The organism is Varibaculum cambriense DSM 15806 (assembly GCF_000420065.1).
In the GTDB taxonomy this organism is placed as follows: Bacteria; Actinomycetota; Actinomycetes; order Actinomycetales; family Actinomycetaceae; genus Varibaculum; species Varibaculum cambriense.
Window position 1 is genome coordinate 307,829 of the sequence record NZ_ATUF01000002.1, and the last position, 24,257, is coordinate 332,085.

Sequence of the window (24,257 nt, forward strand, 5' to 3'; positions counted from 1 at the left end):
CCTAGTCAGCTGGTCTGCTTTCTGCCGCTTTCTCTGGCACGCAGTTTCCATTTTGAGGGCGCAAAGAGGGGGCGGTGCAGCCATCTGCACCGCCCCCTCTTTGGTCTTAGGGGCTATTGTTCACTCTATTAGTAGTTTTCCTAGACTTGCGCCTAGTCCTTACGGCGTTTAACGGTTAGTACCACGCCGATGGAAACTAGGATTAGTCCCAGAGCCGAAACGAGTAGAATCCCCTGCGCACCAGTCAGCGGCAGCCCCAGGTTCTTGTGGTTGGTAATCTGCACGAAGTTACCGTCACCCGCTTTGGCGGTAGACAGATCAGTAACCGTTCCCGGCTTAGTAAGCGAGAACTTAATAGCCTGCGGCAGAATCTGGTAACCAGCCGGAGCTTGTTCCTCAACGAGGCAGTAGGGTACCTGGTTCGCTTCCGGTACTTCTACCCCATCAATCCAGTCAGTCATCTGCAAATCAGAGATCTTCGCTAGACCATCTGCCCCGGTCTCATTCGAGGTCTTGATAGTCGGGCCATAGCTGGAGCAATCTTTCTTGGCCGAGGTATCCAGGTGGACACTGAAAATAGCGCCAGCCAGAGGCTCGTCCGCGCTGTTAACCTTCTTGATTACGATATCGCCGTGCCGGGTCTCAACCTCCGGAGAGTTAATCGGCTTATCGTTCTTCTTAGACCAATCATTCGGGAACAACTTACCGGTGTTCTTGGTCAAGCCATCAGCCGGAACGCTCTTTAGCTTAACGTGTAGAGTAACCTCGATCTTGGCACCCCCAGCAATAGTGTTTAGACCGGCACCCTTGAAGGCGACGGTGACGGTGGTGCGTTCGGGAGTACCATCCTTAACGGTCGTGGCATCAAAATCGGTTGTAGTCTGGTCGTTAATCTTGGCGGTAGTCTTTACATACTCCACATTGGCGGGCAGCTGGTCGACAATCTGGTATAGATTACCCAGGTCAGCGGCATCCATCTTGCCATCGCCATTGACGTCAGCGCCCGTGGACTTGGTGGTCAAGACATACTTAAACTCATCCATACCGTTTGCAGCGCCCTGATTCAGGGTAGTAACGCCCTTGTCTACAACCTTCTTATCCAGTTCATTTTCCTGGTTCTTGGGGTAGACGTGTACGTCGCTATTCCAGGCCTTGCCATCGGGATTGGTCATCGGCAAAGTAACTGCGAAGGGGGCAATCGGAGTGATTTTTTCCTTCTTAACCTCTTTACCTGCAGCCTTAATCGTGCCTGATCCGGCTAGATCCTCTACCACGACGTACAGACCCCTGGGTACAGAGGAAAACTTAGCTTCCCCATTAGTGCCAGTTGTCATAGTCGTCGGGTTAGCGGCCAGCTTGTAAGTGGTAGCTCCAACTGTGATCCCGGTGGTGACTACATCGTCCTTCAAAGAAACTTCCCCAATTTCTTGAGCCAGTTTCAGACCGTCATTGGTAGAAACGTCAACGCCCTCAACCTTGTAGAGCTTAAAATTAACCCCTTCCAAAGGTGTTTTACCGGTAAGCTCGGCAGCGTCAATCGCGGTACCATCGTGTTTCAAATTCGTAGTCGCACCCAGATACTTATGCACCGTCAAAGATGCGGTAGTGGGCTGCGATGCACCCGGGGTCAACGTAGTATCAGCACTGGCGGCGCCGACGCCTGCCAGGCCCATAAAGGCCATCACCATGCCGGTTAGCACGGCTAATAACTTTTTCTTACTCACTTCTCTTCCTTTCAAATAGAGTGACTACAATAGCAATCCCTAATGCCAGGCACCCTAGAAGTAACACTTCTAAAGCACCGGCGTATCCCGACAAGGGAAGTTTCCCTTCCGGGTAGTTAGTGACAGTCAGGGATCCATTCCCGCCACTAACGGTATTTACATTTCCTTTTCCACTGATAATGGTCACGTTCCCGCTACCGTCTACCGTGAAGTTCACCGGCTGCGGCAATAGGGCGTAACCCCTGCTGGTTTGGGTTTCCTTTAAGGTGTAGTTTTGTCCAGGTATCACCTTGAACTTAACTTTCCCGTTCTTATCAGTAGTCAAAGTCTGAGCAGCTCCGCTCGCGCCCTCCTGAGAAAGCTCGAAGACCACTCCCTCTATTGCGGTACCGGCATCGGAGACTTTATTAAGCTCCACCTCGGTCTCGGATAGTTGGTTATAGCGCTTGAAAGTTATTAGCGGATTGTCGCCGGTCAGGGTAACTTCTGTTCCTTCATCAGTGGTCATATAACCCGCCGGAGCCTTAGTTTCCTGAATCTTATACTTCACGCCGAAAGTAAGGCCGGTAAAGGTGGCGAGGCCGACCTCGTTAGTAACCAGCGTCTTCTTGGTTCCATCAGGCGCCGTTAGGGTGAATTCCGCACCCGCCAGCGGCTTACCGGTTTCTTTCGATAGTTTCGAAACCGTGATCCTGCCGGTGTCCTTAGTGTTAGGCACCTCCATAGTGATCAGTCCGGTAAACCCTTCTAGCAGGGCATAGTCGGATACTTTCACCGAAATTGGGTTAGATTTCAGGATATAACCGCTGGGAGCTTGAATTTCCTTCAGCTTATAGATCTTGTTCGGATCCAGCTTCACGGTTGCCGGCAGGTTAACCAAACCGTCACTACCAGTAACCAGGTTGGTAGCCACTTCCGTCGACTCGTCCTCTTCATACAAGGTGAACTTGGCACCGGAAAGCGGAATCACCACATTGAAGGTGCCTGCCACCTGGCCTGGCACTTTAACCGCGCCGGGAGTGCCCGACACCACCTTGTCCGCTGCCGCTTCATCAATCGACTTCACCAGGGGTTCGAACTTGAAAACCCGCAGGCGAGAAGGATTATTATTGGCCGTCCAAGTAAACTGCTGCGCCTTATAATCATCAACTATGAAATCGTATTGCGCCTGGGGGTCAACATAGTACCCGATGGGAGCTTTCAGCTCTTTCACCCGGTAAATACCGCCATCCAGTTCGGTGAACTCTGCTTGCCCGGTATCGACTGTAGTTGCCTTCTTAATCGGCTCGGCGGGCCAAGAACCATCGTCGGCCTGCTTGAATAGGCCGAACTCGGCGCCAGCAAGGTTGCGGGCATCGCCGGTAACATTGGGGTCAACCTTGGTGACTACCAGCGAAGACTGTTGCTTTTGTTCCTCATTGGGCACCAGTAGCTCGCTTTGCTCGAACAACAGATGCCCGGCAGCATCCTTAAGCTTGCCGGCCTCATCAATCTGGAACTGCAGCGGGGCATCGTTCTTGACATATCCGGCAGGAGCCGTGATTTCTTTCAGAGTATAGACCTGGTTAATCACCAGATCCTTCAAGATGGCATTAGCGTCTGGTCCCCCGGTGGTTACCTGCGTAACCAGGTTGGTAGCCGAAGCAGTATTGCCTTTATAGAGGGCGAAGGTCGCGCCGGGTTTAATCACCCCGTCACCGCGCTTCCACTGGCCAAAGGACTTATTCTTATCAGCCATGCCGCGCACGCCTAGCTTCGACAAGGACACCGAGCCTTTATCGTTAAAAACCAGACCAAGATCCCCGAAGCCGAACGTCAGATTCAACCCACGGAATTGAGTACATCCCGTGGAACAACGAGTAATCGTAAAGTCAATCGGAGCAATCGGCTGCAGGTGACGATCACCCGGATTCTCGGTTAAGCGCCATTTACCGGCAGGAATGCCATAGAACTTTACGTCACCGTCATCGTTAGAGCGCACCGTCCTCGGAGCTGAGTTCGGCACAAACATGGTGCCATCGTTCTGTTGCACCGGTAGCGGAGTAATCGTGAACTCGATTCCCGCTAAGGGTTGACCGTTCTTATCCACCTTTTTAAACTCGGCGGTACCACGAATCGGCTCGACTGGATACCATTTGCCCATGTTGGTAACATCAGGCGCTTTAATCTGGTAGGTGCCGGTAGCAGAATCAAAATTAGTCGCACTAAAGTCGGTGGCGGACAGCATAAATGCTCTATCGCTTACTGCATACCCGGTCGGAGCCTCGATTTCTCGCACTGTCCAACCCGGGGCGGCATTCACATTCGTAAACCTGACTTTGCCGTTAGAGCCAGAGATAGCGGTGGCTTTGAGCGCGCCCTCTTTATCATAGAGGCCAAACTTGGCTCCTGCGAGCAGTTTCTTCTGCGCTGACTGTAAGGGCTCGGCTTTGTATCCGTACTTTGTCAGCTCAATATTTACCGCCGGCGGCACCAAAGTGTTAATCACCGGGTTGGATTCCAGTTTCCCTTCGTGAGAACTAGACACGCTCCAGAAATCATTTATCGCCTGCTTACCCAAATGTTCTTGGGAAAGCGGAGTCGCGCCCTTGGGGCCGGCAATCATCGGTACCGTGATCCGCACTTCGCTGCGCGGCTGCTGCGGGTTGGTATTAGTGAATTTCAACCCCGTTACCGCCGAGCAAGGAGTGCTCTGCCAGTTGGCACGATCCAGGTCATATTTCGTCGCGATACCAGTATCGCAGGTATAGAAGGTATTCCAACCAGTAGCAGCCGTTCCATCAGCCATTTGGAAGCTGATTCGCCCGCTGGGATCATACTGGTTAATCAGGGTGGAACCTTTGCGGGCAGGAGTACCTGCCACCGGCAGTAAGTCATAGACCACCGGATTTTGCTCCGGGCGCGTCCCGTAGCCTAAGCGCAGCTGATAATCGAAGTTCGCTCCCCCGACAGTTCTAATCTCGGTAATCCAGGGGGCATTGGGCTTGCGCTCCCGAATCCGCTTAGTTATGTAGGTTTCATCCCCAACCGCGACTCGGGTGGTATTTTCCGCTTTCGACCACGTTCCCGTACCCGCAATCGGGTTCTTCACTTCATTTAGGTAACGGACATTTCCCTGCGCCCGTACAAACGCTTCGTTAATAATGTCACCGTCGATAACACCATTGGTAATAGTGGTCTCTAGTTGTCCCACACTGTATACCTGGTTCGGATCCGTGACTTGGTCGGCTTGGAAACGAACCGCTACGCGTCCGGTGCCATTGAAGTTGGAAAGGATCTCATAACGCGCTCCGGGCAGCTCCGCAAACTTTTGAGTTAGCGTCACCCGGTTAACTTCCAAGCCCTTGGGTAGCACATCTACCAGCTCGAAAGCAGTCAAGGGATCACCATAATCGGTTTCCAGCTCGGCACCCACGGTATAGGTACCGGTTTTACCGGCTATAGTTGCCTTGGCAAAAGTGTTCACTTTACGAGCTTTAAGAACTTTGCCCTCGGGCTTCACCTTGACATGAGCCTCTTTGATACGTTCTCCGCCCTGTACCTTATTTCTGAGGTCAGCTTGGCACTTCAGTCCGTTACAGAGGTTCTGATTCGGGTCACGGAGCTTGGTGTGAATCTTGGTAATAGTGCTTTGTCCCGGCTGCATTGCCTTAACGCTGCTCCACCGCAACTGGACGTTCTGGTAGGAGGTAAGATTCTCCGGCAGGTCGATACGGTCAGTTCCCGTAATACCAACCGAATAAAGAACTTGATAGGTATCCGGTTCACCAGTGGGACTAATAATCTCCAGTTTGCCCCCTACAAACACTGGGTCGGGAGTAATAGCGGTGTATTGTAAACGGTCATCAAGGTCGAAGTCCCTAAGATTTAGGGTGACAGGAGTATCCGATGTGTTCCTGGTAAGTACATTCCAATCGAATTCTGTATTACGATCCTGCTTGCTGTCGTAGATTACCGCGACTCCATCACGGAAGTGCGGACCGGCAGCAACCTTCGTTAAGGGCACGCCGGGGGGTGCGGTCTCCATCGGTTTATAGAAGCTAAAGTAAGTATTTGCCGCCCCAGTAATTAGCGGTTCCTTCGGACCTTGTTCTTCGGGGGTGAGGGTAAAATCGGCGTGGTTATCAATCCGTTTTTGTTTCTTTGCCCCCGGGAAATGCAACTTCAAGCTCCCTAGACCTGAGTATTCCGTGGTCAGACGTTTTTGGGTATTAGTGTAAGTGAGGGTGACCTGATCGTCACCTAGCTTCCACCCCGGGTTTTCAGAAGCTACGAACTGGGCACGCGCTTGGGTACCATCTGTCTTCGTATATAGCGGCAACTGGTCAGTGATGGTGTAACCCCGCACGTTCCGCAGCATTTTCTCTACTTCAAAAGTAAAGGTGACCGCGTTATTGCCAGAGGTGCTGACGTCCCCTTCCGGATCGTCATCGTAGTCCCTGCATACAGCAAGTTCGCATCCGACTGTATCTTTCTTGAAGGTAGGCAGCGGATAGTAACCTTTAAGGTTCACCGGTCCCGGTTTAGAAGCCGGGTGCGGGGTCAACACATACTGCTTCCCATCCGAGGCGGTATCAAGCAATTCGGCCTTAACCGGGAACACTGCATCCGAGGCGGTAATCCGCTTCTTTATACGCCAGTAGATAGGAATACTTGTTCGTATGGAGCTATCGTAATTCGGCCTCAGCTTAACTTCTAGGACTCCTGGGGCAACTACCTTTACTGATCGGAAGTATTGGCTGGAAGTATTATCCCAATCCGCAACTTCTACCCGGGTGGGATCATAAGTTATCCGGATGGTCCCATTCTTAACTATCGAGGTGCCAGCATCCCCACCGTAGGTGATGTCAGTACGCATATTATTGCCGAACTGCTCTTCTAGCTCGTTGGACTCGGGCCAGCCTGGCTGGTTTATTTTTCCGGTCAAATTCAGACGGGCGTAAGAACCCGACAACTCGGCAGGAGCCTTCTGGTAACGGAAAACTATGTCCTTGTCATTACCATCTAGCTTTATGGTCTGGGTAGGAGGCAGCGAATATCCCTTCACCATGGGAGGAACTAGCACATAATTTTGGTTACTATCGCCCTCTCGGCTGTTAATTGGACGGTTCATTTCCGGAGCTACCGGCTGACCGGTTTGCTGATCAAGGTAGCGTACCCGCACCTGGGAATCGGTGAGGATAATGATGCCTCGATCACCACCGTAACCGGTGATATTGTCGGGGTTCTTCCCTGACTCTGGCCGCAAATAAACTGGACCGTTGAAGCCGGCGTAGGAGCCTCTGCCTCCCCCCCCACCAGGTCTGGGTGAACAGAGCCCTAATGCGCTCCAAGCGGTTATATGGATGCTTTAAGTCACTATCTGGTTTATCTAAGGGAGTGTCCGGAACCGTAAACACGGGATCTTCAATCGGCATCCCATAGAAAGTGTTCTGCCCTAGTTCAACGATATTTTCTAAAGACTCTGGAAGAGAGGTAATCCTATTTTTATCTTTGTCCTTGTTTATCGGATTGTCCCATTCGTAGAGTTTGAGATTTCGCCCAAATACCCCCGCAGCCGGCTCGTTGCGCGCAGGACGATCCTTACCCGGTACCCGCAACCCCAGGCTCTTTACATTCCCCCAAGAATCTGGAAGAGAAGTTAATGCGTTATTGGCAAATGCGCCATATCTGATGTATTCCACTTCGCCCCAGGAGGCTGGTAATGCCGGGAGGCGGTTGTTCGTGAAGGCATAGCTACCGATGTCCTTTAGGTTTCCCCAGGACGACGGTAAAGTTGTTATTTCGTTATTCAAGAACACGCCGCGGGGAATCTGAGTAAAAGTATCCCAGGGAGCGGTCAGAGCAGTAATTTTATTATCTTTGAAGCACTCTTCACCGAGGGTCGAAACCTCTCCCCAGGAGTCCGGCAGACCGGTGAGGGTATTGCCCATAAAAGCGTGGAATCCAATAGTTTTTACCTTGCCCCAAGAAGAAGGCAGGGACTGAATCTGGTTAAAGTTGGTATCGCCTGAACCGGGATTGGAATAGCAACTGTTATTCTCCGAAAACTGCGGATAAGTACCGTCGTCATAGACCTTTTTCCCAGCGAAGGCACACGGCTCAATAGTGGTGACATTGTCCCAAGAGTCCGGGAGTACAGTCAGCCTATTTCGGTGGAAAGCGGCTTGTCCGATGCTAGTGATTGGGCCCCAAGCAGGCAACGACGCAAGTTCGTTCTTGAAAAAAGCCTCTCTCGGGATAGTGGTGATCTTGCCCCAAGAATCCGGCAGAGCAACTAGCTTATTACTGGCAAATACACTCTTGCCGAGAGTGGCAACCAATCCCCAGTCATCCGGTAGCGAGGTTATTTCGTTTTGTTCAAATACGCTCTCAGGTAGGGCGGTGATATTGCCCCAAGAGTTGGGTACGGCCTTAATATTATTGTTATAAAAAGCTTTAGTACCTAGCCTTGATACCTTTCCCCAAGACGCGGGAAGGGCAGTGTTCGGGTTATTTGCAAACGCTTGATTCCCAATGGAGGTAACTTCCCCCCACGAATCCGGGAGTGCCATCGATTCAGATCTATTGTAATAATTTTGGGAAAAAGCGCTATTACCGATGGAGGTAATTTTCCCCCAGCTAGCGGGGAGTGATGTTAAGAGGTTATTTTCAAAAACGCTGTCTGGCAGGGTAGTGATCTTGCCCCACGGAGCCTTCAAAGCAGTGAGCTTATTGTCAGAGAACGCACTTCTGCCTAGAGAAGCTACTTTGCCCCAGGAATCGGGTAAGGAAGTAATCTGATTTTTATAAAACGCAGATTCGTCGATATTAGTAATATCGCCCCAAGAATCCGGCACTGAAGCTATCTGGTTATTGGAAAAAACATTTTTTGGAAGGTTGGTTATCTTCCCCCACGGAGCTTCCAGCGCAGTAATCTTATTATTCGAAAAAGCACTTTCCCCCAGGGTAGTTACATTTCCCCAAGATTTAGGCAGAGCCTTAAGCTCTCCTCCCCGATAGCCTGAAGGTCCAGCAAAGGCGGAATCGCCAATGGTAGTAACTTTGTCCCAAGATTTAGGCACCTCGGTGAAGCTGCTAGATGCAAACGCCTGGTTCCCGATACTGGTTATGGAACCCCAAGAATCCGGGAGCCGGGTAAGACCTTTACCATTAAAGGCTCGGTCACCAATGGCGGTAATAGGTTGCCCTTTGTCTCCTACTGTCGGCCAGCACCAGGGATCAGCGGTCTTCCCACCATTGTGTTTCTGATTACCGGTAGAGCTGAACCCAGTGATGGTTCCCCCGTTGTAAGTGAAATCTTTTACCTGCCAACCAGCACAAATGGTTTTTTCTGGCCAATCCGGACCTACTGCCACCTTGCCTTTAACCGTCTTAGTGCGCCCTTGAGAATCAGTAGCCGTGTAGTAGACATCGTAGGTAGCCTCTGGCACACTGGTGTCAATTTTTTCTGGAGAGACAGTCAGAGAGGCAGTAATATCGTTGCCGTCAATATCCTCTGCGGTCACCCCTGCCAGCAAAGCTGCTTTGGAACCGTCTCCACCTTGGGGAATATGCTTGACGATTTCCCCGCTGATCTTGGGCGAGAAATCAGTTTTCTTATAGGTAAAAGTAACCGCATTTTCCGCTCCGGACTGCGGGGTAATATCTTGAGAAGCCGGAGTCACCGCGTAGCCAGCCAGTTGCGGCGCCTTAATAGTGTTTTTTTCGCCCGCGAAATAGACTCCGTCCGGTTCGGTGAACTCACTTTGTAGCACCTGCGGGCTGCGCAGGGGCTTATTAGTATCAGCATCGATGTAGTTAATGGTGATCGAGACTGCATCCTCGGCAGCTACCTGACCAAAGCCGGAATCGTACTTTTCGGACTTTACTGCGGCCGGGAGCGAGGGCTGCCCGTCAGCTTTTTCTAGCACCACCCAGCGCTTATTATTCGAAAAAACTTCCTTGCCAAAGGTGGTGATAGTAGCGGGAATCTTCACCTTTTCAATTTGGTTGCCGCTAAAGGCCTCCTGGCCTACTGTCTGCAGGTTCTCCGGCAAATTGATCGTTTTCAGCTGGTTATTGGCAAAAGCACTAGCGCCGATCTCGGTCACATACTTCGGCAGGGTGACCTCAGTTAGTTTATTGTCACGGAAAGCATTCGCCGAAATAGTGGTTAACCGCTGGGGCGGGTTCTGCGGATCATCCGGGCGGGCGTCGGTGATATTCACCTTGGTTAACTGGTTATCGCTGAACGCGCCCTCGCCAATGCTGATTACCGTATCCGAAGCGAAAGTAGTTAGCTGGTTCTTCTGGAACGCGCCCTCGCCAATAGTTTGCAACCCCGGAGCCGTAAGTTCCGTAATCGCATTATCGTAAAAGGCGCGGTCGCCTACTTCCGTCACCGAAGCCGGAAGCGTGACCTTAGTGAGTTTCAGCCCCGAAAATACGCCCGCCGCGATCTTGGTGGTGCCATCGGGGATGGTCAGTTCGTGATTATTTTTAAGATCCGTTTTACCGGCATCGGTCAGGCCGGTGATTTCCGTTCCGTTGAAAGTGAAACGAGGGTCAGTCGGCACCCCTCCCCGCATCGGAATCGGGCTACGAAGTGCCGGAGGAACGCCCGCGCTGGGATCTTCGAAGTTAAAGGGGGCTGCTTGGTTGCCGGTTGCAGGGTTTTTGGATGCGGACGGGCTAGGTTTAGTGGCGTTGGCAGCAGGCTTTGCGGAGTTGTTATTAGTGGAGGTATTAGTACTGGTGGAAGTGGGGTCATTGGCATTTGGCTGCTCTGCTGCGGGCGCCGTCATCGGCACAATCACCAGCAAAGACGATAACAACAACCCCAAAACAGATAGCGAAGCAACCAGCCTTCTACTAAGCGTCTTACTTGCCACGTAAACACCTCTAACACGGGTCAGCCGCCACCTATGGCAGCTAATTTCACCTCAACGTATTACATTTCCATGATAGTAAACTAATCTTTTGTTCGCAACGGTTCGGGAAGATAGTTGGTCGTAAAATATTTAGATTTTTACGCATTTACGGCTGCTTTTTAAAAATTATTTCTGACACTAGGACATACGTCCTGGAAATCCCAGATTATCTATATATCCATTAACGATTTCCTCATCGCGGGAATATTAATGTTGCTGCCGCCCGGCGAAAACCCCGATTTGCCGCCCGACAAGAAGACTCCTGTGCGCCTGGCGGGAACACTACTTTGCTGCCTGGTAAGAAGACTGCTGTGCGCCTGACAAAAACGCCCATGTGCTGCCTGATGAGGCCACTCCTGCGCCGCCCGCACTCCCAGTAGCACCGGCGGTCAATTTCGGCGCTGGAGGGTCAACTTGGCTTTGGAGGGTATTCCCGTCCCCGGAGGGCATTTTCAACCCTGGAGGGTCATTTTGTCGCCGAAGGGTGCTTTCGCCAGAACCCACCAGCACTTTCCGCCAAACACGCAACCATTCCACCCTCCCGAGAGCAAAACACCCTCCCCGCACAAGAACATCCTCCCGCGGCATCTCAATAATGCGCCAATAACGCCAGTCCCCAGCGGGCAACAAACTGAAAGTGTCCTTGCCCGATTATTAGGAACAGGAGTTTGTTCACCATAGCTGTCAAGGTGTAGCTATGTTTCCTGAATTAATTAGTACCCAGGCGTTTTCGCGGAGAGTCCTTGCAGACTCCCTAGCGAACGGCTCCCTAATTCAGGTCGGGCGCGGACACGTGATCAGGCCTTTGAAATCAGCAGACAAATGGCAACGAATCCGCTATGTAAAGTTAGGACAAATCGCCTCCCACGCGGCGCGGTGCCATACTCCCCCGGTGTTTATCGGAGTTACTGCCGCCCTGCTGCATGGCCTGTCCCTAAAATCGCTGCGAGGCGATACTCCTTTACACACCTCGACTAGGCATTTTGAAAAGAAACTGCTGCCAGCTTGGGTTGATGTCGACACCTCCCAAGGGCGCCCTATCCGCACGAAAATACCCCCGACTCCCCTGATTTTCCATAAAATCAGCCTCCCAAAAGATTCCACTAAATTTATCGGTCACCGAGTGCGCATCACCGACCTTCCTACGACCACGTTGCAATGTGCCGCCTGGCTCCCAGCCGGAAGCGCCCAAGCAGTAGCCGATTCCGCAGCTAGAAAGCTTATTCCGGAGTGGGGTCAGCTTGATCGGCGTGGCCGAGAGGCTTTCGCAGACCGGATTCCAAAACTGCGCGCGCAGATGTATAGCCTGGCCAGAAAGTACCGGAAGCGGCTCGGCGCTCCTCAAGCTCGGCGAATCCTCGCAAACATGGATCCCCGATTTGAAAGCTACGCGGAATCTTTATTTCATGCCGCCGCACAGTTAGCGCAGGTAAAACGACTAGTTCCACAGTTCCAAGTTAAGATTTCCACCGCTCAAAGCTACTTTCTGGATGCTGCACTCCCGAAGATTCGTAAAGCTTTTGAAATCGACGGGATGCAGAAATATCGAAGCAATGATCCTCAGAAAGCTTACGAGGCTATCCAGGGTGAAAAACAGCGTCAAAGTCGGCTGCAAAAACTCGGATGGCATATTTACCGATTCACCTACGAGGACGTGGCAGACACTCTGGGGTTCGCCAAATTCCTGCGGGAGCGGCTCGGCACCAGTTGGAACGGTGTGGCACTTCCACCCCTATATAGATTGAAAAAGCCTGCCTTTAATATGTAGAGATCTTAAGCGCCCTGATTCCAGTATCGCTTTGAACAGTTCTTTTGTGGTTTTGGATCCTCGCGGGAAGTGGTTGTTTCACGCATGAAACGGATCAATCGTCCCTAGTAATTCCTCCTCCTTAGCTCGTCCTCCTTATTCCGTCCATATCTTGTCGCTATCTTTCCGTCCGCACCTCATAAGCATATTCCTGCCCGCAGAAGATGAACCTGCCATCCTAATTAAAAGGAGTACATGCGCCCTCCTTACTGAATAGCAAAAACCGCACCTACCCACTCACCTAATAGGACATAAATTTCTTTATGTTCTAACTCCTTGGAGGGTGGAAAAGTCAGGTGTAGACACATAACCAGGTAAAATGCGCGACAGCAGCGCCCTCCACGTGCAGAAGCGCCCTCCACGTGCAGAAGCGCCCTCCGCGCGCGACAAGACCCTCCAGCGACGGAAAGACCCGCCGGCGACGGAAGAAAGTGGGAGTAAGTAGATAAAAGAGTGCAAGTGTTAATAAGCGTATAAGTAGCAGAAGAATGCAGGTAGCTAAAAAGGTTGTGACCCGAGGGGTTACCTCGGGCCACAACCGGCAAAAACTATTAAGAATATATCGGCACTGCCTTCATCGAAAATACCATCTTTCCAGGTCAGCACCTAACAGGCATCAGAAGCTCCCCCTAACGCTAGGTCGTTACCGACACGCAGTTACTACAGGCGAATAACCTTGAACCCGTTCGAATAGATCGGCGCTACCTTTACCCGATCACCCGGTTTGGGGGCGTGGATCAGCTTTCCGCCGCCAACATAAATGGCCACGTGACCCGACTTCCACAATATGTCACCGGGCTGAGCCTGGCTGAGAGGAAGCTTCGTGCCGGAAGCCGCAATCCCACCGGTTGAACGAGGAAGCGAATAGCCGAGCTGGCGGTACACATAACCCACAAACCCGGAGCAGTCGAAGCCACTGGGAGTAGTTCCGCCCCAAACATAGGGAACGCCCTGATACTGCATCGCGATACCTACCGCGGTACCATCGGCTTTACCAAGGTCGCGCCCCACGAAAGTTTCGGCAGAATCCGAGGACGAGCGTTGGGTGTTCTGGGTAGCCGCGGGTGTAGCCGGAGCAGAAGTCACCTTAGCAGCTGCCACCGACTGAGCAGCCGCCCCAACCTCAGAAGTAACTTCTTGGTTAACAGTCAGCTTCTCAACCGTGCCTTTTGCCAACTGTGCAGAATCAACGGAAGTGGCGATTTGCTTGGCAACGGTGGCGTCCGCGCTAGCGGGGACGGCGGCCGCTGCCACTACTGTCAGAGCAACTCCCGAGCCTGCCAGTGCCGACAAGCGCTTACCGTTTTCAGAGGAAAACAGCGACTTCGCAGCTTGAGAAACTGGAGTGGAGGGACGGCTCGGAGCGCGGTGACGCGCCTGAAGTTTCTGTGTCACGATGAGAGCTCTCCTAAAAGTGCTTATTTCGCTTCTGGCCGGAAAACCTCTTTGGTAGCTACCCAAAAAGGTTCTCTGACCGATTGGTCGTAACTAAATATAATGCTTCGATAACGGAATGTCACGTTTTGGTTACGAAAGTTTTTTAATCTTTCGGACCACCCCGACACGCAAGTGGCTCGCCCCACAAAAACACGCGCCCGCAAAACCGGAAAACAGGTCGCAAAAACAGGCTATTAACGCAGTTCAAAGCCTGTATGAAATAGGGTTAATCTTGATTAGAAATCTCTTCGACAAACAGGTGTTGCCCTAGAGACGTGTCAAGTAACACAGTTTTTTCCGTGTCGACCCCGATAACAGCAATTTGACCATTCTCAGGTTGCAGATTTACCTCTCTACCAGGTGAAATACCCGCTTCATCGAAAAATGCCAGCATGCGGGGTTCCGCTTGGATCGGTTCACCAATGCGCACAATTTTGGTAGCCACAATGCCGCCATATTGTTCAACGATCTGAGAAATGGAAGCCCCAGCCCCCTCAATCCCGTCATGCCCATCGGGAATCGGATTGCCGTAAGGGTCGGTAGAAGGGTGATGCAACAGATCCAGCAGGCGCATCTCTACCGCGTCGGACATTACATGCTCCCAGCGGCAAGCCTCATCGTGAACCATCACCCAGTCCAACCCGATCAGATCCAATAACAAACGCTCTGCTAGACGGTGTTTGCGCACCACTTCCCGCGCTAGCTCCACCCCCTGCTCGGTGAACTCAATGCGACGATTATCCGCCAAGTAAAGCAGACCATCACGTTCCATACGCGCCACAGTTTGGGAAACGGTAGGCCCCGAATGATCTAAACGTTCCACGATCCGGGCACGCAGTGGCGGTACTCCGTCCTCTAGCATCTCGTAGACAGTTTTCAGATACATTTCCGTAGTATCAACCAGGTCACCCATCAATGCCCCTAACGCCGTGCCTTACGCGGGAGCTATCGCCGCGCATTTACCCTCTCCTAGGTTAACTCGCTAACCGGAACATTTTCGTTTCCACCAGTATTATCCCAGAGTGCAATCTCTAGATTCGCACCGATTTATGCACCTAGAGTAAGGTTTTTCCTATGGAGAACTTCATTAACATTCCCGCAGATTTGCTACCCGAAAACAAGAAATTTGGCGCCGGACCCAGCTCAATAAGAAAAACCGCCCTTGCGAAAGTTGCTGCCAGCGACCTGCCTGGCACCTCGCACCGGCAAGCTCCCGTCAAAGACCTGGTGGGTTCGCTGCGCGGGGGGCTAAAAGAATTGTTCTCCCTACCGGACGGATACGAGGTGGTGCTCGGTAACGGCGGCGCCACCACTTTTTGGGCAGTGGCGGCGTCCTCTTTAATTAGGGAGCGGTCTGCACACGCGGTGTTCGGTTCCTTTGGTGCCAAGTTTGCGGAAACCGTCAGCGGGGCGCCCCACCTTAAAGATCCGGCACTAGAGCTCGGAGGGGTATCGGCGAGGGCGCAGGGCCGAGAAACCAGCAGTGAGATCGCGCTTTTGCGTGGCGGGCAAGAGGGAATCGATGCCTATTGCTATCCCGCGCATGAGACTTCTACCGGCGCCCTCAGTCCGGTAAAGCGAGTTGCAGGCGGATTAAACCTGGTAGATGCTACTTCGGTCGCAGGCGGGGTGCAGGTCGACATTTCGCAAACCGACGTTTATTACTTCTCGGGACAAAAATGTTTCGCCGCCGAGGGCGGGCTGTGGGTGGCATTGGCTTCCCCCGCCGCTCAGGAACGGGCGCAAGAAATCAAAGCAGACCCGGGTGCCGGCCGCTGGATTCCGCCGATACTGGATTTTTCGGTCGCGCTGAAGAACTCGGTTAAAGACCAGACTTTAAACACCCCGGCGATTGCCACCTTGATTTTATGGGAAGACCAGGTGCAATGGATGCTATCCCAGGGCGGACTGGCGGAGATGGAAAAACGTACCCGCGCGTCCTCGGCAGTGCTATACGAATGGGCGCGTTCCCACCCGGACGCCTCCCCCTATGTGTCCGATCCGGACGAACAGTCCCCGGTAGTGGTGACCATTGATTTCCACGATATTGATGCTAATCAGGTAATCTCCCAGCTGCGCGCCAACGGGATCGTGGATATTGATCCTTACCGAGCTTTGGGACGCAACCAGATCCGGGTGGCCTGCTTCCCCAATGTGGAAGTGGCCGACACCCAGGCGTTAACCACCTGCCTAGACTACGTGATCGACCGCCTCTAGCAACCAAAACACCCTAACTGTGCCCGCTAAGGGACACTACAGCACGCTTATAAACCAAATAGTCCGTGGGAGCGGCACTTGTCACTCCCACGGACTATTTGGTTTCTTAAGGCTTTTGCCCCACCTGCTTTACGACAGCAGGGCTTGGATCGGTCCCAAGCAGAAGTAGATTACAAATAGAACCGAAACTACCCACATCAGGGGGTGGATCCGTGAAATCCGTCCGGAGGCAATCTTTACCACCACGTAGGTGATGAAACCGAATCCGATACCGACGGTAATCGAATAGGCGAACGGCATCATCATAATGGTCATGAAGGCGGGAATCGCCACGTCCGCACGGGTCCATTCGATATCGCGCACATTCACCATCATTAGGAAGCCTACGAATACCAGGGCGGTCGAGGCCGCCTCGGCGGGCACCAGCTCCACTAGCGGGGCGATGAACATAGACACCCCAAACAGTAGTCCGGTGACTACCGAAGCCAAACCGGTGCGCGCGCCCTCGCCAACCCCGGAGGTCGACTCCACGAAGGAAGTGTTAGAGGAAACGCCACCCAGGCCGCCAGCCATTGCCGAAAGCGAGTCAATCAGCAGAATTTCGCGGGTCTTGGGCGGATTGCCGTTCTCGTCTAGCAGGTTCGCACCCGAACCTACGGCTACCATGGTTCCCATAGTGTCAAAGAAGTCCGCCAGCATCAGCGAGAAGATCAGCAGTACCACTCCCACCGCGGTGGTGTGGGGATTAGTGAAGGGACCGAAGAAGTCAATCGCACCGATAGTGGAAAAATCAGGTAGGGAAACCGGGGAGCCTTTCAGCTGCGGAACGTTAGAGGCCCATGCAGACACGGCCTTTTCATCGGCCGCGCGCGAGCCCAGATGGGCAAAAGCCTGCACAATGAACGCCAAAACGGTGGCGCCCACAATCCCGATAAGAATCGCGCCCTGTACCTTGCGGATATAGAGCACAATGATCACCATCAGTCCCACGCAGAAGACCAACGCCGGCCAGCCTACCAGGGAGCCGTTGACCCCCAGCTGCACCGGAGTGCCTCCGGGACGAATAATCCCGGCATTAATCAGACCGACAAACGCAATAAATAGTCCAATACCTACGCTAATCGCAGTTTTTAGCTGGGCCGGAACCGCTTTAAACACGGCCTCCCGAAAACCGGTCAACACTAAGATGGTGATGGCCACGCCTTCCCAAAAGATCAAGCCCATCGCTTCCTGGTAGCTAAGCCCTAAAGCCTCGGGGTTGGCCAAAGTGAAAGCCACCACGGCGTTTAGCCCCATGCCGGAGGCCAAGGCCAGCGGGAAGTTTGCGACTAACCCCATCAGCAGGGTCATTACGCAGGCGACCAGGGCGGTGCCGGCGGCGATTGCGGACTGGCTAATATCTTTGGGGGCTGCCACCCCTAAAATCGCGGCGTTAACCACCAAAATATAGGCCATCGCAAAGAAAGTGACCAGGCCGCCGCGGATTTCCCGCCCAACGGTGGAGCCTCTTTCCGAAATTTTAAAGAAACGATCTAAGGAACTATCCGACTTTTTCGCCGTGTCTTGAGAAGACAAGATAACTGTCCAATCCGCCACCAGGGGCATAGAAGTTACTTACAGGCTTATTATCGGGAGATTCCCAGGGTTTTTCCAATCTTGCCCGCTATCTGCAACTTAGTTGCAGAATCCCGCGCAAGTACCTAGCCCTTAGCACCTGGCCTCCGGGCGTTAAATTTCTACCTGCTCTACATCCAATTCATTCAAGCGCGCCGGAGTGGGTTGCCAAGGGGAAGTATCCACCTTCACATCGGTTTCTGAATGGGAGCCACAGGTGTGATCCATAGAAACCACTCGGCCATCATCGACCGACCATTCATTGGTACACACCCCGAACATGGTGCGCATACTGCCCGCTATCTTCAACAAGAATCCGCAGGTTGAACAGGTATTTTCCGGGAGTTTCCTCCGGGTCATCCCCCGCCGCGCCGGGCCTTGCTCCGAGTGGTACCAACGTTTAGCAGCCTGAGCACGACCACAAGCCGAAAGCACCCGGGGACGCCCCAGCCCCAGTTCCTCCACGGTGCGCCGATCTAAATCTTCGGCATCGGTGTCCGCATAGGACTGATCGAGGCGGTCATCATCGGGTACGTAAGGTAGTACGTCCTCGCGTTTTACATCTTGAGGACGCAGGCGCTGTGCCCAGGGCACCCAGGGGCGTGCTAGCAGTGCATCCTCGCCCGGAAGTAGATCGATTTCGCAGACTGTGGCTTTGCGTCCCCGCGGCACCCGCGCTAAAACCGCTACCCAATGCCACCCGCGATAACCGGGTTTCAGGCATTCAAAACTGTGGGTGGCCAGGCGTTCGCCTTCACTAGTGGCCCCCAAATGTTCGCCGATTTCTTCCGGTTTAGCGATAGGAGCCAGTCCCTCGCGGGCAAGATCGACCGCGCTGGCCAGTATGGTATCTACTTTTCCCGCTTTGCGTCGGGTAGTTTCACTCATGTGCGTCTTTCTTAGTTCACCGCCGCCCCTAGGCGTCGAAATCATCGGCAACTGCCCGCAGCAGCTGCGCGATCTTCGCACCATTTTCCGGGTAGCGACCATGTCGCAAATGCCCGGAAGAGGCGTCCAATAATTTAATTAGGTCTTCAACTAGCGGCACCATGTCTTTAGGTTTGCGCCGCAAATTTTTTGCCACTGAGGGCGTGCGCTGCAATATCTGCACCGATAGGGCTTGCGGACCTCTGCGGGAGTCGGCAACTGAAAACTCTACCCGCGTTCCCGCCGAGGGAGGTTTCGCGCCAGCAGGCAACACGCTGGCATGTAAAAACACCTGCGAGCCGTCTTCCGCAGTGATAAACCCGAACCCTTTGTCGGCATCAAACCACTTAACTTTTCCGGTTGGCACTGATTTCTCCCCTACTTTTTCTTAATCTAGGTTACATGAGGCAACATATAACCCACTTCTTTGCATATGATAATGCAAAGTGAGGATTTAATCCGCTCCGGGCTAGCCTCATTATTTAGGGAGAAAACTTAAGTGAGAGTCTTAAAGAAAACCGGCTTACTGGCAATACTGCTTCTAACAGCGCTTTTTGCTAGTTTCGCAGTCACCGGGGATGTCGCGTACGCCGAAGAGCCGCCAAAGATTTCCGATCATGTATATGACCCTGCCAATAAGCTGGGGGGGCAGGCCGACAAGGTTAAAGAGCGGCTAACTTCTTTGGATCGTTCTGGCTTACACGTCTACGTGGCTTTCCCCTCGGAGTATTCCAATGACACCGTCAGCAATTGGAACTTGATGGCGCTGCAAAAATCGGGTGCCCCCCAGGGCTCCTATATGCTCTCGATAGTCGCTGATAACCCTAATCAGACTATGTATTTGGCTTCTGCAGATAACGCCGCAAAACTCTCCCAAGAAGAATTATCTGCCATCGCCTCTGAAAAAATGGTGCCCCTGTTAAATCAACAAAAATACCCCGAGGCAGTTTTAGCGTACCTAGATGCGCTTTCAGTGAAGGCTCCGGAAATGGGCTCGGGACTGGCGGTTTCCCCCTGGGCGATGATTGCTTTCCTAATTGCACTGATCGTGGTGATTATCGTGATTTCTCGGGTAATCCGGGCACGCAGGAAAGCTCAAAACCGCGCCGAAGAGCAGGCGCCGGGCAAGCAGGGTGAAGGGCTCTCCCCAGAGGAAGCCGCGAGCCAACTGCCCACCTCCACCTTAGCTACCCGGCAAGTCGGCGGCGCAGACTCCGCGGGCTCTGCGAGTAAAGAATCTTCCAAAGCGGCCGCGGTTAACGCGGACGAGGACGAGCAGCCTAGTAAGGGTAAATTCCGCCTACGGCTTGGACGCAAAAAAGATAAAGCGCCAGCTAAATCAAAGTCCCCGAAGACACTGGGCGATAAAGTCAATAAACCAGACTTCGCCGCGGTTACCCCAGAAAACTTCGCAACCGCAGCTTCGCCGGCCGTCCCGGCAGCTCCGACTCCGCAGGCACCTAAGGCTGCTACTGATGTCGTGAACAAAGAGGCGAACTTGGCGCCCACAGCCACGGGAACCGCGCAGACTGAGGCCGCCAAGGCAGAACCTGCTATTCCCACCGCTCTTCCGGGAAGTTTGGACACCCAAACAACGGGCGGAAAAGTTCCTTCATTAGCGGAATTAGATCAAATCGCGTTAGCCCGCACTAGCTCTCATGCCCCTGCCACTACCGCGGACAACGCGGCCAACCAAATACCTGCTGCACCACAGGCAAACGCGCCTTACACCCCGACTGCCACCAACTCGCCCTTGACGTCCGCAACCGCGAGCCCCGCGGCGCCGCAGCGGCATAGTTCAGTGCTGCGTCCGGGCGAAACTACCTATTTGCCTCCGCAGGCCAATGACGATGACACCCAAGTTACTTCTGCCTCGCAAATTAGGGATTATGGCCAGGAGCGTCGCGATGAGATTGCCCGAGCGAAAGCGCGTGCCCAGGCAGCTGATCGTTTCCGGGAAGAACAAGCCCAGAAACCGGCCTTGTCCACTCCCAGTACCGCCAACACCGCTCAGCCACAGATTAGTCCCCTGCCGGCAAGCGTTAACGCTCCGCAACCGCCAAGCCAGCCGTTTGCCTCTCCGTTGCCTTTGCACACAGTAACTTCTCCGGCGGCACCGGCTGCGCACCCTAACGCTACCCTGGAAAAACCGGAGACCACCCGGCCAGCGTTACCTCAGCAGCCAGTCACGAACGCGGCTTATACGCCAGCGGTTACTTCCTCTGCGGATCACGAGGCTGCCCCCCAGGTACCGGACAATTCCTCTTACCACGCAGAACAGCGCGGGACGGGAGCGGTGCCCAGGCTTCCGCAAATGGCACCGGCAGTTGACAAGTTGACGGCGCGCTCTTTGCCGCCAATATCTCCGCAGGCAATTCCGCAGGTATCGGGACAGGTATCGGCAGCGGGGAACCGACCGGCTCCTTCCTCTTCAACGGGGCAAGTACCAGGAAGCCGCTCCTCGTCCTTACAGCCAGCCCCGGCGCCAGAAAAGCCACAGGCTCCCGCTGCTCTAGCGGCTACCTCGCCTGCATCCTCACAGCCCTCCTCTCGGGAATCCGCCGCCTCGCAGATGCCAGCGCACCCCGTTCCCGCAAGGCAGCAACCGGCGGCGCATCCGCAACCCGACTTTACGAAAGTGTTACGCCAGGCAGATTCGTGGGCGCGTAAGGGAGCCAGCAAACTGTCGCTAGCACAACAGCGGGTAGGCAAGACTGTAACCCAACCTTTTGCTTTAGCGCTAGTTCGTGCGCAAGATAGCGTCCGGGCTGCATTTGCGGAGTTCGCTACCGCTCAGTTGCAGTCCCGCCCGATTGATCAACAGATCGTAGCCGAGAACCTGCCGGGGCCGCTGCGGGAACTACGTGACCAGATCACCCACTTTACGAATCTGTATCACCAACAAACCCCGCTAAACGAGATCCTTGGTCGGTTCGAGCGGGAAATCGTGGACTGCCGGGAAGAACTGGTCAGATGCCGACTGATTGTAGAACGTATCCAAAACGTTGACCCCCAAAAAGCCGCTCGTATCGGCGAAGATGTCATGGGAGCCCATAAATTGCTGTCTCGAGCTCAGAACCTGATCGAGGACGCCAAAACTATGGATCACGCCGGAGAAGAAAACGAGGTTCTGAAAGCGACTGTACGCACCGAGAATCTCTTATTGCAGGCGCAAAAGATCGCGCGACAAGCACATGCGGAAGAGGCCGCCTTACGAGCAGCCGCCAAAGTTGAGACCGCTTTGACCTTTGCGGAAAAAGTTGAACCGCTTAGTGAGCAGGTCGCGATTTTGATGGCAGCAGTCGATGACTATATCGGGGTGCATACCGCAAAAGTGGGAGTGGCTGCCCGCACCATGCTTGACCTGGCAAACCGCACTCTGACCCGTCTTGACCAGCCGGGAAGCCACGATCCTCAGGAAGCCTTGCGCCTCTTGCAACGCGCGCAACAACAAACTGAGCAGGCTTTGCGGCTAGCCGAAAACGATGTAGCAAAACGCAGTTAAGAGCAGCCCTGCCGACAAGGCCTCTTCTAAAAGCCGAACTTTTACGCTGAGGTGAGCTTCCGAGCCCACTTGCCGATAAGATCTAGGTATGTGCTTAGCTCGATTCCGGCAACGCTTATTCGCCGCCTTCTGGGTGCTGCTGACGGGTACGCTCTTGGCCATCGCGCTGGCCAGTCCTGCCTTTGCTACCCCGCCTGCCAATACTTTTGACAAGCACTTGTCGGATCCGAGTGGATATCTGGAAAACTCCGGCCAGGTAGCGCAAGCACTTAGCGAAGCCTCCCGCGCTGACTATCAGATTTATGCGGCTCTCACTGAAAGCTTTGCGCCGCTAGACGCGCAGCAATGGTGCGTTAAGTCCCGGGATCAGGGCGCGGGCAGCAGCCAGAGCGTACTGCTAGCCATCGCGGTCGAGGAACGTGCTTACTACATTTGTCCCACCGCTGACGTACACATTAGTGATAGTAGGCAAAACCAGATCGTTCAAGGAATTGAACCCCTGCTCTCCCAAGGGAAATGGGATCAAGCGATTAAGGCTTTTGCTGCTAGCACTAGCGCTTCCTCCTCTGATCGGGGCGGAGCCGTAAGCGAGGAAGAATCCGCGAGGACGGGTGGCTGGTTGCGACCGCTAGCGTTAATCCTGGTGGTAGCAGGAATCGGGGTCGGCATCATTGCTTTTGTCCGTAAACAGTCAAAGACTCACGCGCAAATAAGAACCCGCCAGGCCGCCTCAGATAAACAGATTCTAGAGCAAGCAGGCGCAGCGGTACTGGCCGCCGATGACGCCATCCGAGGGGCAAAAGAAGAACTAGAGTTCGCCAAGATGCAGCTAGGGACCGCACAAACCGAAGAATATGCCCAGGTGCTAGCGCAGGCCACCCAAGCACGAGATAGCGCTATGGAAAACTTAGCGAGCTTGGATTCCCTAGCCGGTATTGCAAAAATCCAACAGGCGCAAGCGGCCTTAAAGCAGGCTCAACGCTGCCTAAAGTTACTATCGGAGCAGGCCGAGAAAATCACGAGTCTGCGCGAATCCCTAGCTTCTTTACCTCAACGAATCAAGAACCAACTATCGCTAATTTCAGAGTTAGAAACCCAGGCAGATCAGCTTCCTGACATCATCGCTGCGCTGCATAAGACCCACCCCCACGCAATATTAACCTCGCTGGATGAGGCTCCCGAGCAGATCAAAAACCTCTTGGGAGCCGCGCGAGAAACTTTGGAGCCCCTGCAGGGTCAGTCGAGCTCGCCCGCCCTGAAAGTACAGGTACAAACCGCGGAACGAGCAATTGCCCAGGCGCGCGCCTTGATAAAAGAAGTATCCGAGGCCGAGGGACAATTGGCGAACCTAAAGCAGTCGCTACTGGCGGCGGTGACTTCGATTTCTTCTGACCTAGACGATGTAAAACGACTTAACTTGCAGGATAAGTCGATCTTTCAGACGCTTTGCAGTAAAGCGCAGGCCGGAATTGATAACTGTCTGCAGGCTCGAGACGGGCAGGCAGATCCCCTGGCGGCGCTATCCGCGATTGCCCAAGCGGAAGCAGATTTGGATCAAGCGCTGGCGCCATACCGGCAAGACCGGGAACAAAAACAGAAGGCCGCAGCGAGATTACAGACGGCTTTAGATAGTGCGCAAGCCCGGATTGCTAGCGCAAATAGCTACGTTTCTAGCCACCGAGGAGCGCTAGGCTTGGATGCTCGCCAGTATCTAGCGCGCGCCAAATCCCTCTACCAGCAGGCAAAGGATGCTCGGGGAGATACCGGGATAAAGCTGGCGGAGATGGCCGGAGAAGCCGCCGATAAAGCTCAAGAGAACGCAAGTTTGGAGTACCAGCAGCGCCGCAACGATTGGGGAAGTCAGCCCGGAGGCGGTAGTGATTTTCTCACCGGGATGATTCTAGGCGGGATTTTAAACAACGGCCGGGGTGCGGCAGGCGGATACAACTGGGGCGCGGGCAGCGGCAATTCTGATTGGTCCGGTGGCGGCTTTGGCGGAGGTAGCGGCTCAGGTTTTGGGGGCAGTTTCGGCGGAGGTAACTCCGGCGGCGGCTTTGGAGGAAAATTTTAACCAGCCAAACTCCGATATTTCCAGTAAAATTGCTAGTTAGATA

Annotated in this window: 12 protein-coding genes; 4 read left to right on the forward strand and 8 right to left on the reverse strand. The window is 53.7% G+C overall.

All coding sequences use genetic code 11. From position 1 onward, the window contains the following. Positions 1 to 152 precede the first annotated feature (152 nt). Genes F605_RS0101500 through F605_RS0101510 form a run of 3 tightly spaced genes read right to left on the reverse strand, consistent with a single transcriptional unit; the run spans position 153 to position 10,597 of the window. Entirely contained in the window at positions 153 to 1,724 is a 1,572-nt protein-coding gene (locus F605_RS0101500; RefSeq protein ID WP_022864144.1) for a SpaH/EbpB family LPXTG-anchored major pilin, read from the reverse strand. Then, entirely contained in the window at positions 1,717 to 6,972 is a 5,256-nt protein-coding gene (locus F605_RS0101505; RefSeq protein ID WP_022864145.1) for an MSCRAMM family protein, read from the reverse strand. Before F605_RS0101505 ends, F605_RS0101500 begins: the two co-directional genes overlap by 8 nt. Further along, entirely contained in the window at positions 6,920 to 10,597 is a 3,678-nt protein-coding gene (locus F605_RS0101510; protein ID WP_156005226.1) for a leucine-rich repeat protein, read from the reverse strand. The genes F605_RS0101505 and F605_RS0101510 overlap by 53 nt, the downstream gene beginning before the upstream one ends. Positions 10,598 to 11,333: 736 nt before the next feature. Between F605_RS0101510 and F605_RS0101515 the strand changes: the two genes are divergently transcribed. Further along, positions 11,334 to 12,404: a PDDEXK family nuclease gene (locus tag F605_RS0101515; RefSeq protein ID WP_022864147.1), complete on the forward strand. Its 1,071-nt coding sequence runs from the start codon at positions 11,334 to 11,336 to the stop codon at positions 12,402 to 12,404. 699 nt (positions 12,405 to 13,103) lie between these two features. Here the strand turns inward: F605_RS0101515 and F605_RS10850 are convergent. Both F605_RS10850 and F605_RS0101525 read right to left on the reverse strand, forming a co-directional pair. Continuing rightward, positions 13,104 to 13,838, reverse strand: a complete 735-nt coding sequence (locus F605_RS10850) for a C40 family peptidase (protein ID WP_022864148.1) — start codon at positions 13,836 to 13,838, stop codon at positions 13,104 to 13,106. Positions 13,839 to 14,106: 268 nt separating this feature from the next. Continuing rightward, positions 14,107 to 14,793 (reverse strand): metal-dependent transcriptional regulator, encoded by a 687-nt coding sequence (locus tag F605_RS0101525; RefSeq protein WP_022864149.1) that lies wholly within the window; start codon positions 14,791 to 14,793, stop codon positions 14,107 to 14,109. A 161-nt stretch (positions 14,794 to 14,954) separates the two neighbouring features. Between F605_RS0101525 and serC the strand changes: the two genes are divergently transcribed. Further along, positions 14,955 to 16,097 carry a phosphoserine transaminase gene (serC, locus tag F605_RS0101530; RefSeq protein ID WP_022864150.1) on the forward strand — a complete coding sequence of 381 codons (1,143 nt, stop codon included), beginning with the start codon at positions 14,955 to 14,957 and terminating at the stop codon, positions 16,095 to 16,097. Between the two features lie 129 nt (positions 16,098 to 16,226). Here the strand turns inward: serC and F605_RS0101535 are convergent, their stop codons facing one another. From F605_RS0101535 to F605_RS0101545, 3 genes are all read right to left on the reverse strand, one after another. Then, positions 16,227 to 17,702 (reverse strand): NCS2 family permease, encoded by a 1,476-nt coding sequence (locus tag F605_RS0101535; protein WP_022864151.1) that lies wholly within the window; start codon positions 17,700 to 17,702, stop codon positions 16,227 to 16,229. Between the two features lie 123 nt (positions 17,703 to 17,825). Further along, positions 17,826 to 18,599: a DUF3027 domain-containing protein gene (locus F605_RS0101540; protein ID WP_022864152.1), complete on the reverse strand. Its 774-nt coding sequence runs from the start codon at positions 18,597 to 18,599 to the stop codon at positions 17,826 to 17,828. A gap of 28 nt (positions 18,600 to 18,627) precedes the next feature. Then, positions 18,628 to 19,005, reverse strand: a complete 378-nt coding sequence (locus F605_RS0101545) for a cold-shock protein (protein WP_022864153.1) — start codon at positions 19,003 to 19,005, stop codon at positions 18,628 to 18,630. A gap of 132 nt (positions 19,006 to 19,137) precedes the next feature. On the opposite strand from F605_RS0101545, the gene F605_RS0101550 reads away from it, so the two are divergent. Together F605_RS0101550 and F605_RS0101555 are read left to right on the forward strand one after the other, a co-directional pair. After that, a complete protein-coding gene (locus F605_RS0101550) occupies positions 19,138 to 22,143 on the forward strand; it encodes a hypothetical protein (protein ID WP_022864154.1) in 3,006 nt (1,001 codons plus the stop codon). An 88-nt stretch (positions 22,144 to 22,231) separates the two neighbouring features. Next, positions 22,232 to 24,214, forward strand: coding sequence for a TPM domain-containing protein (locus F605_RS0101555; protein WP_022864155.1), 1,983 nt, complete (start codon positions 22,232 to 22,234; stop codon positions 24,212 to 24,214). Positions 24,215 to 24,257: the final 43 nt, after the last annotated feature.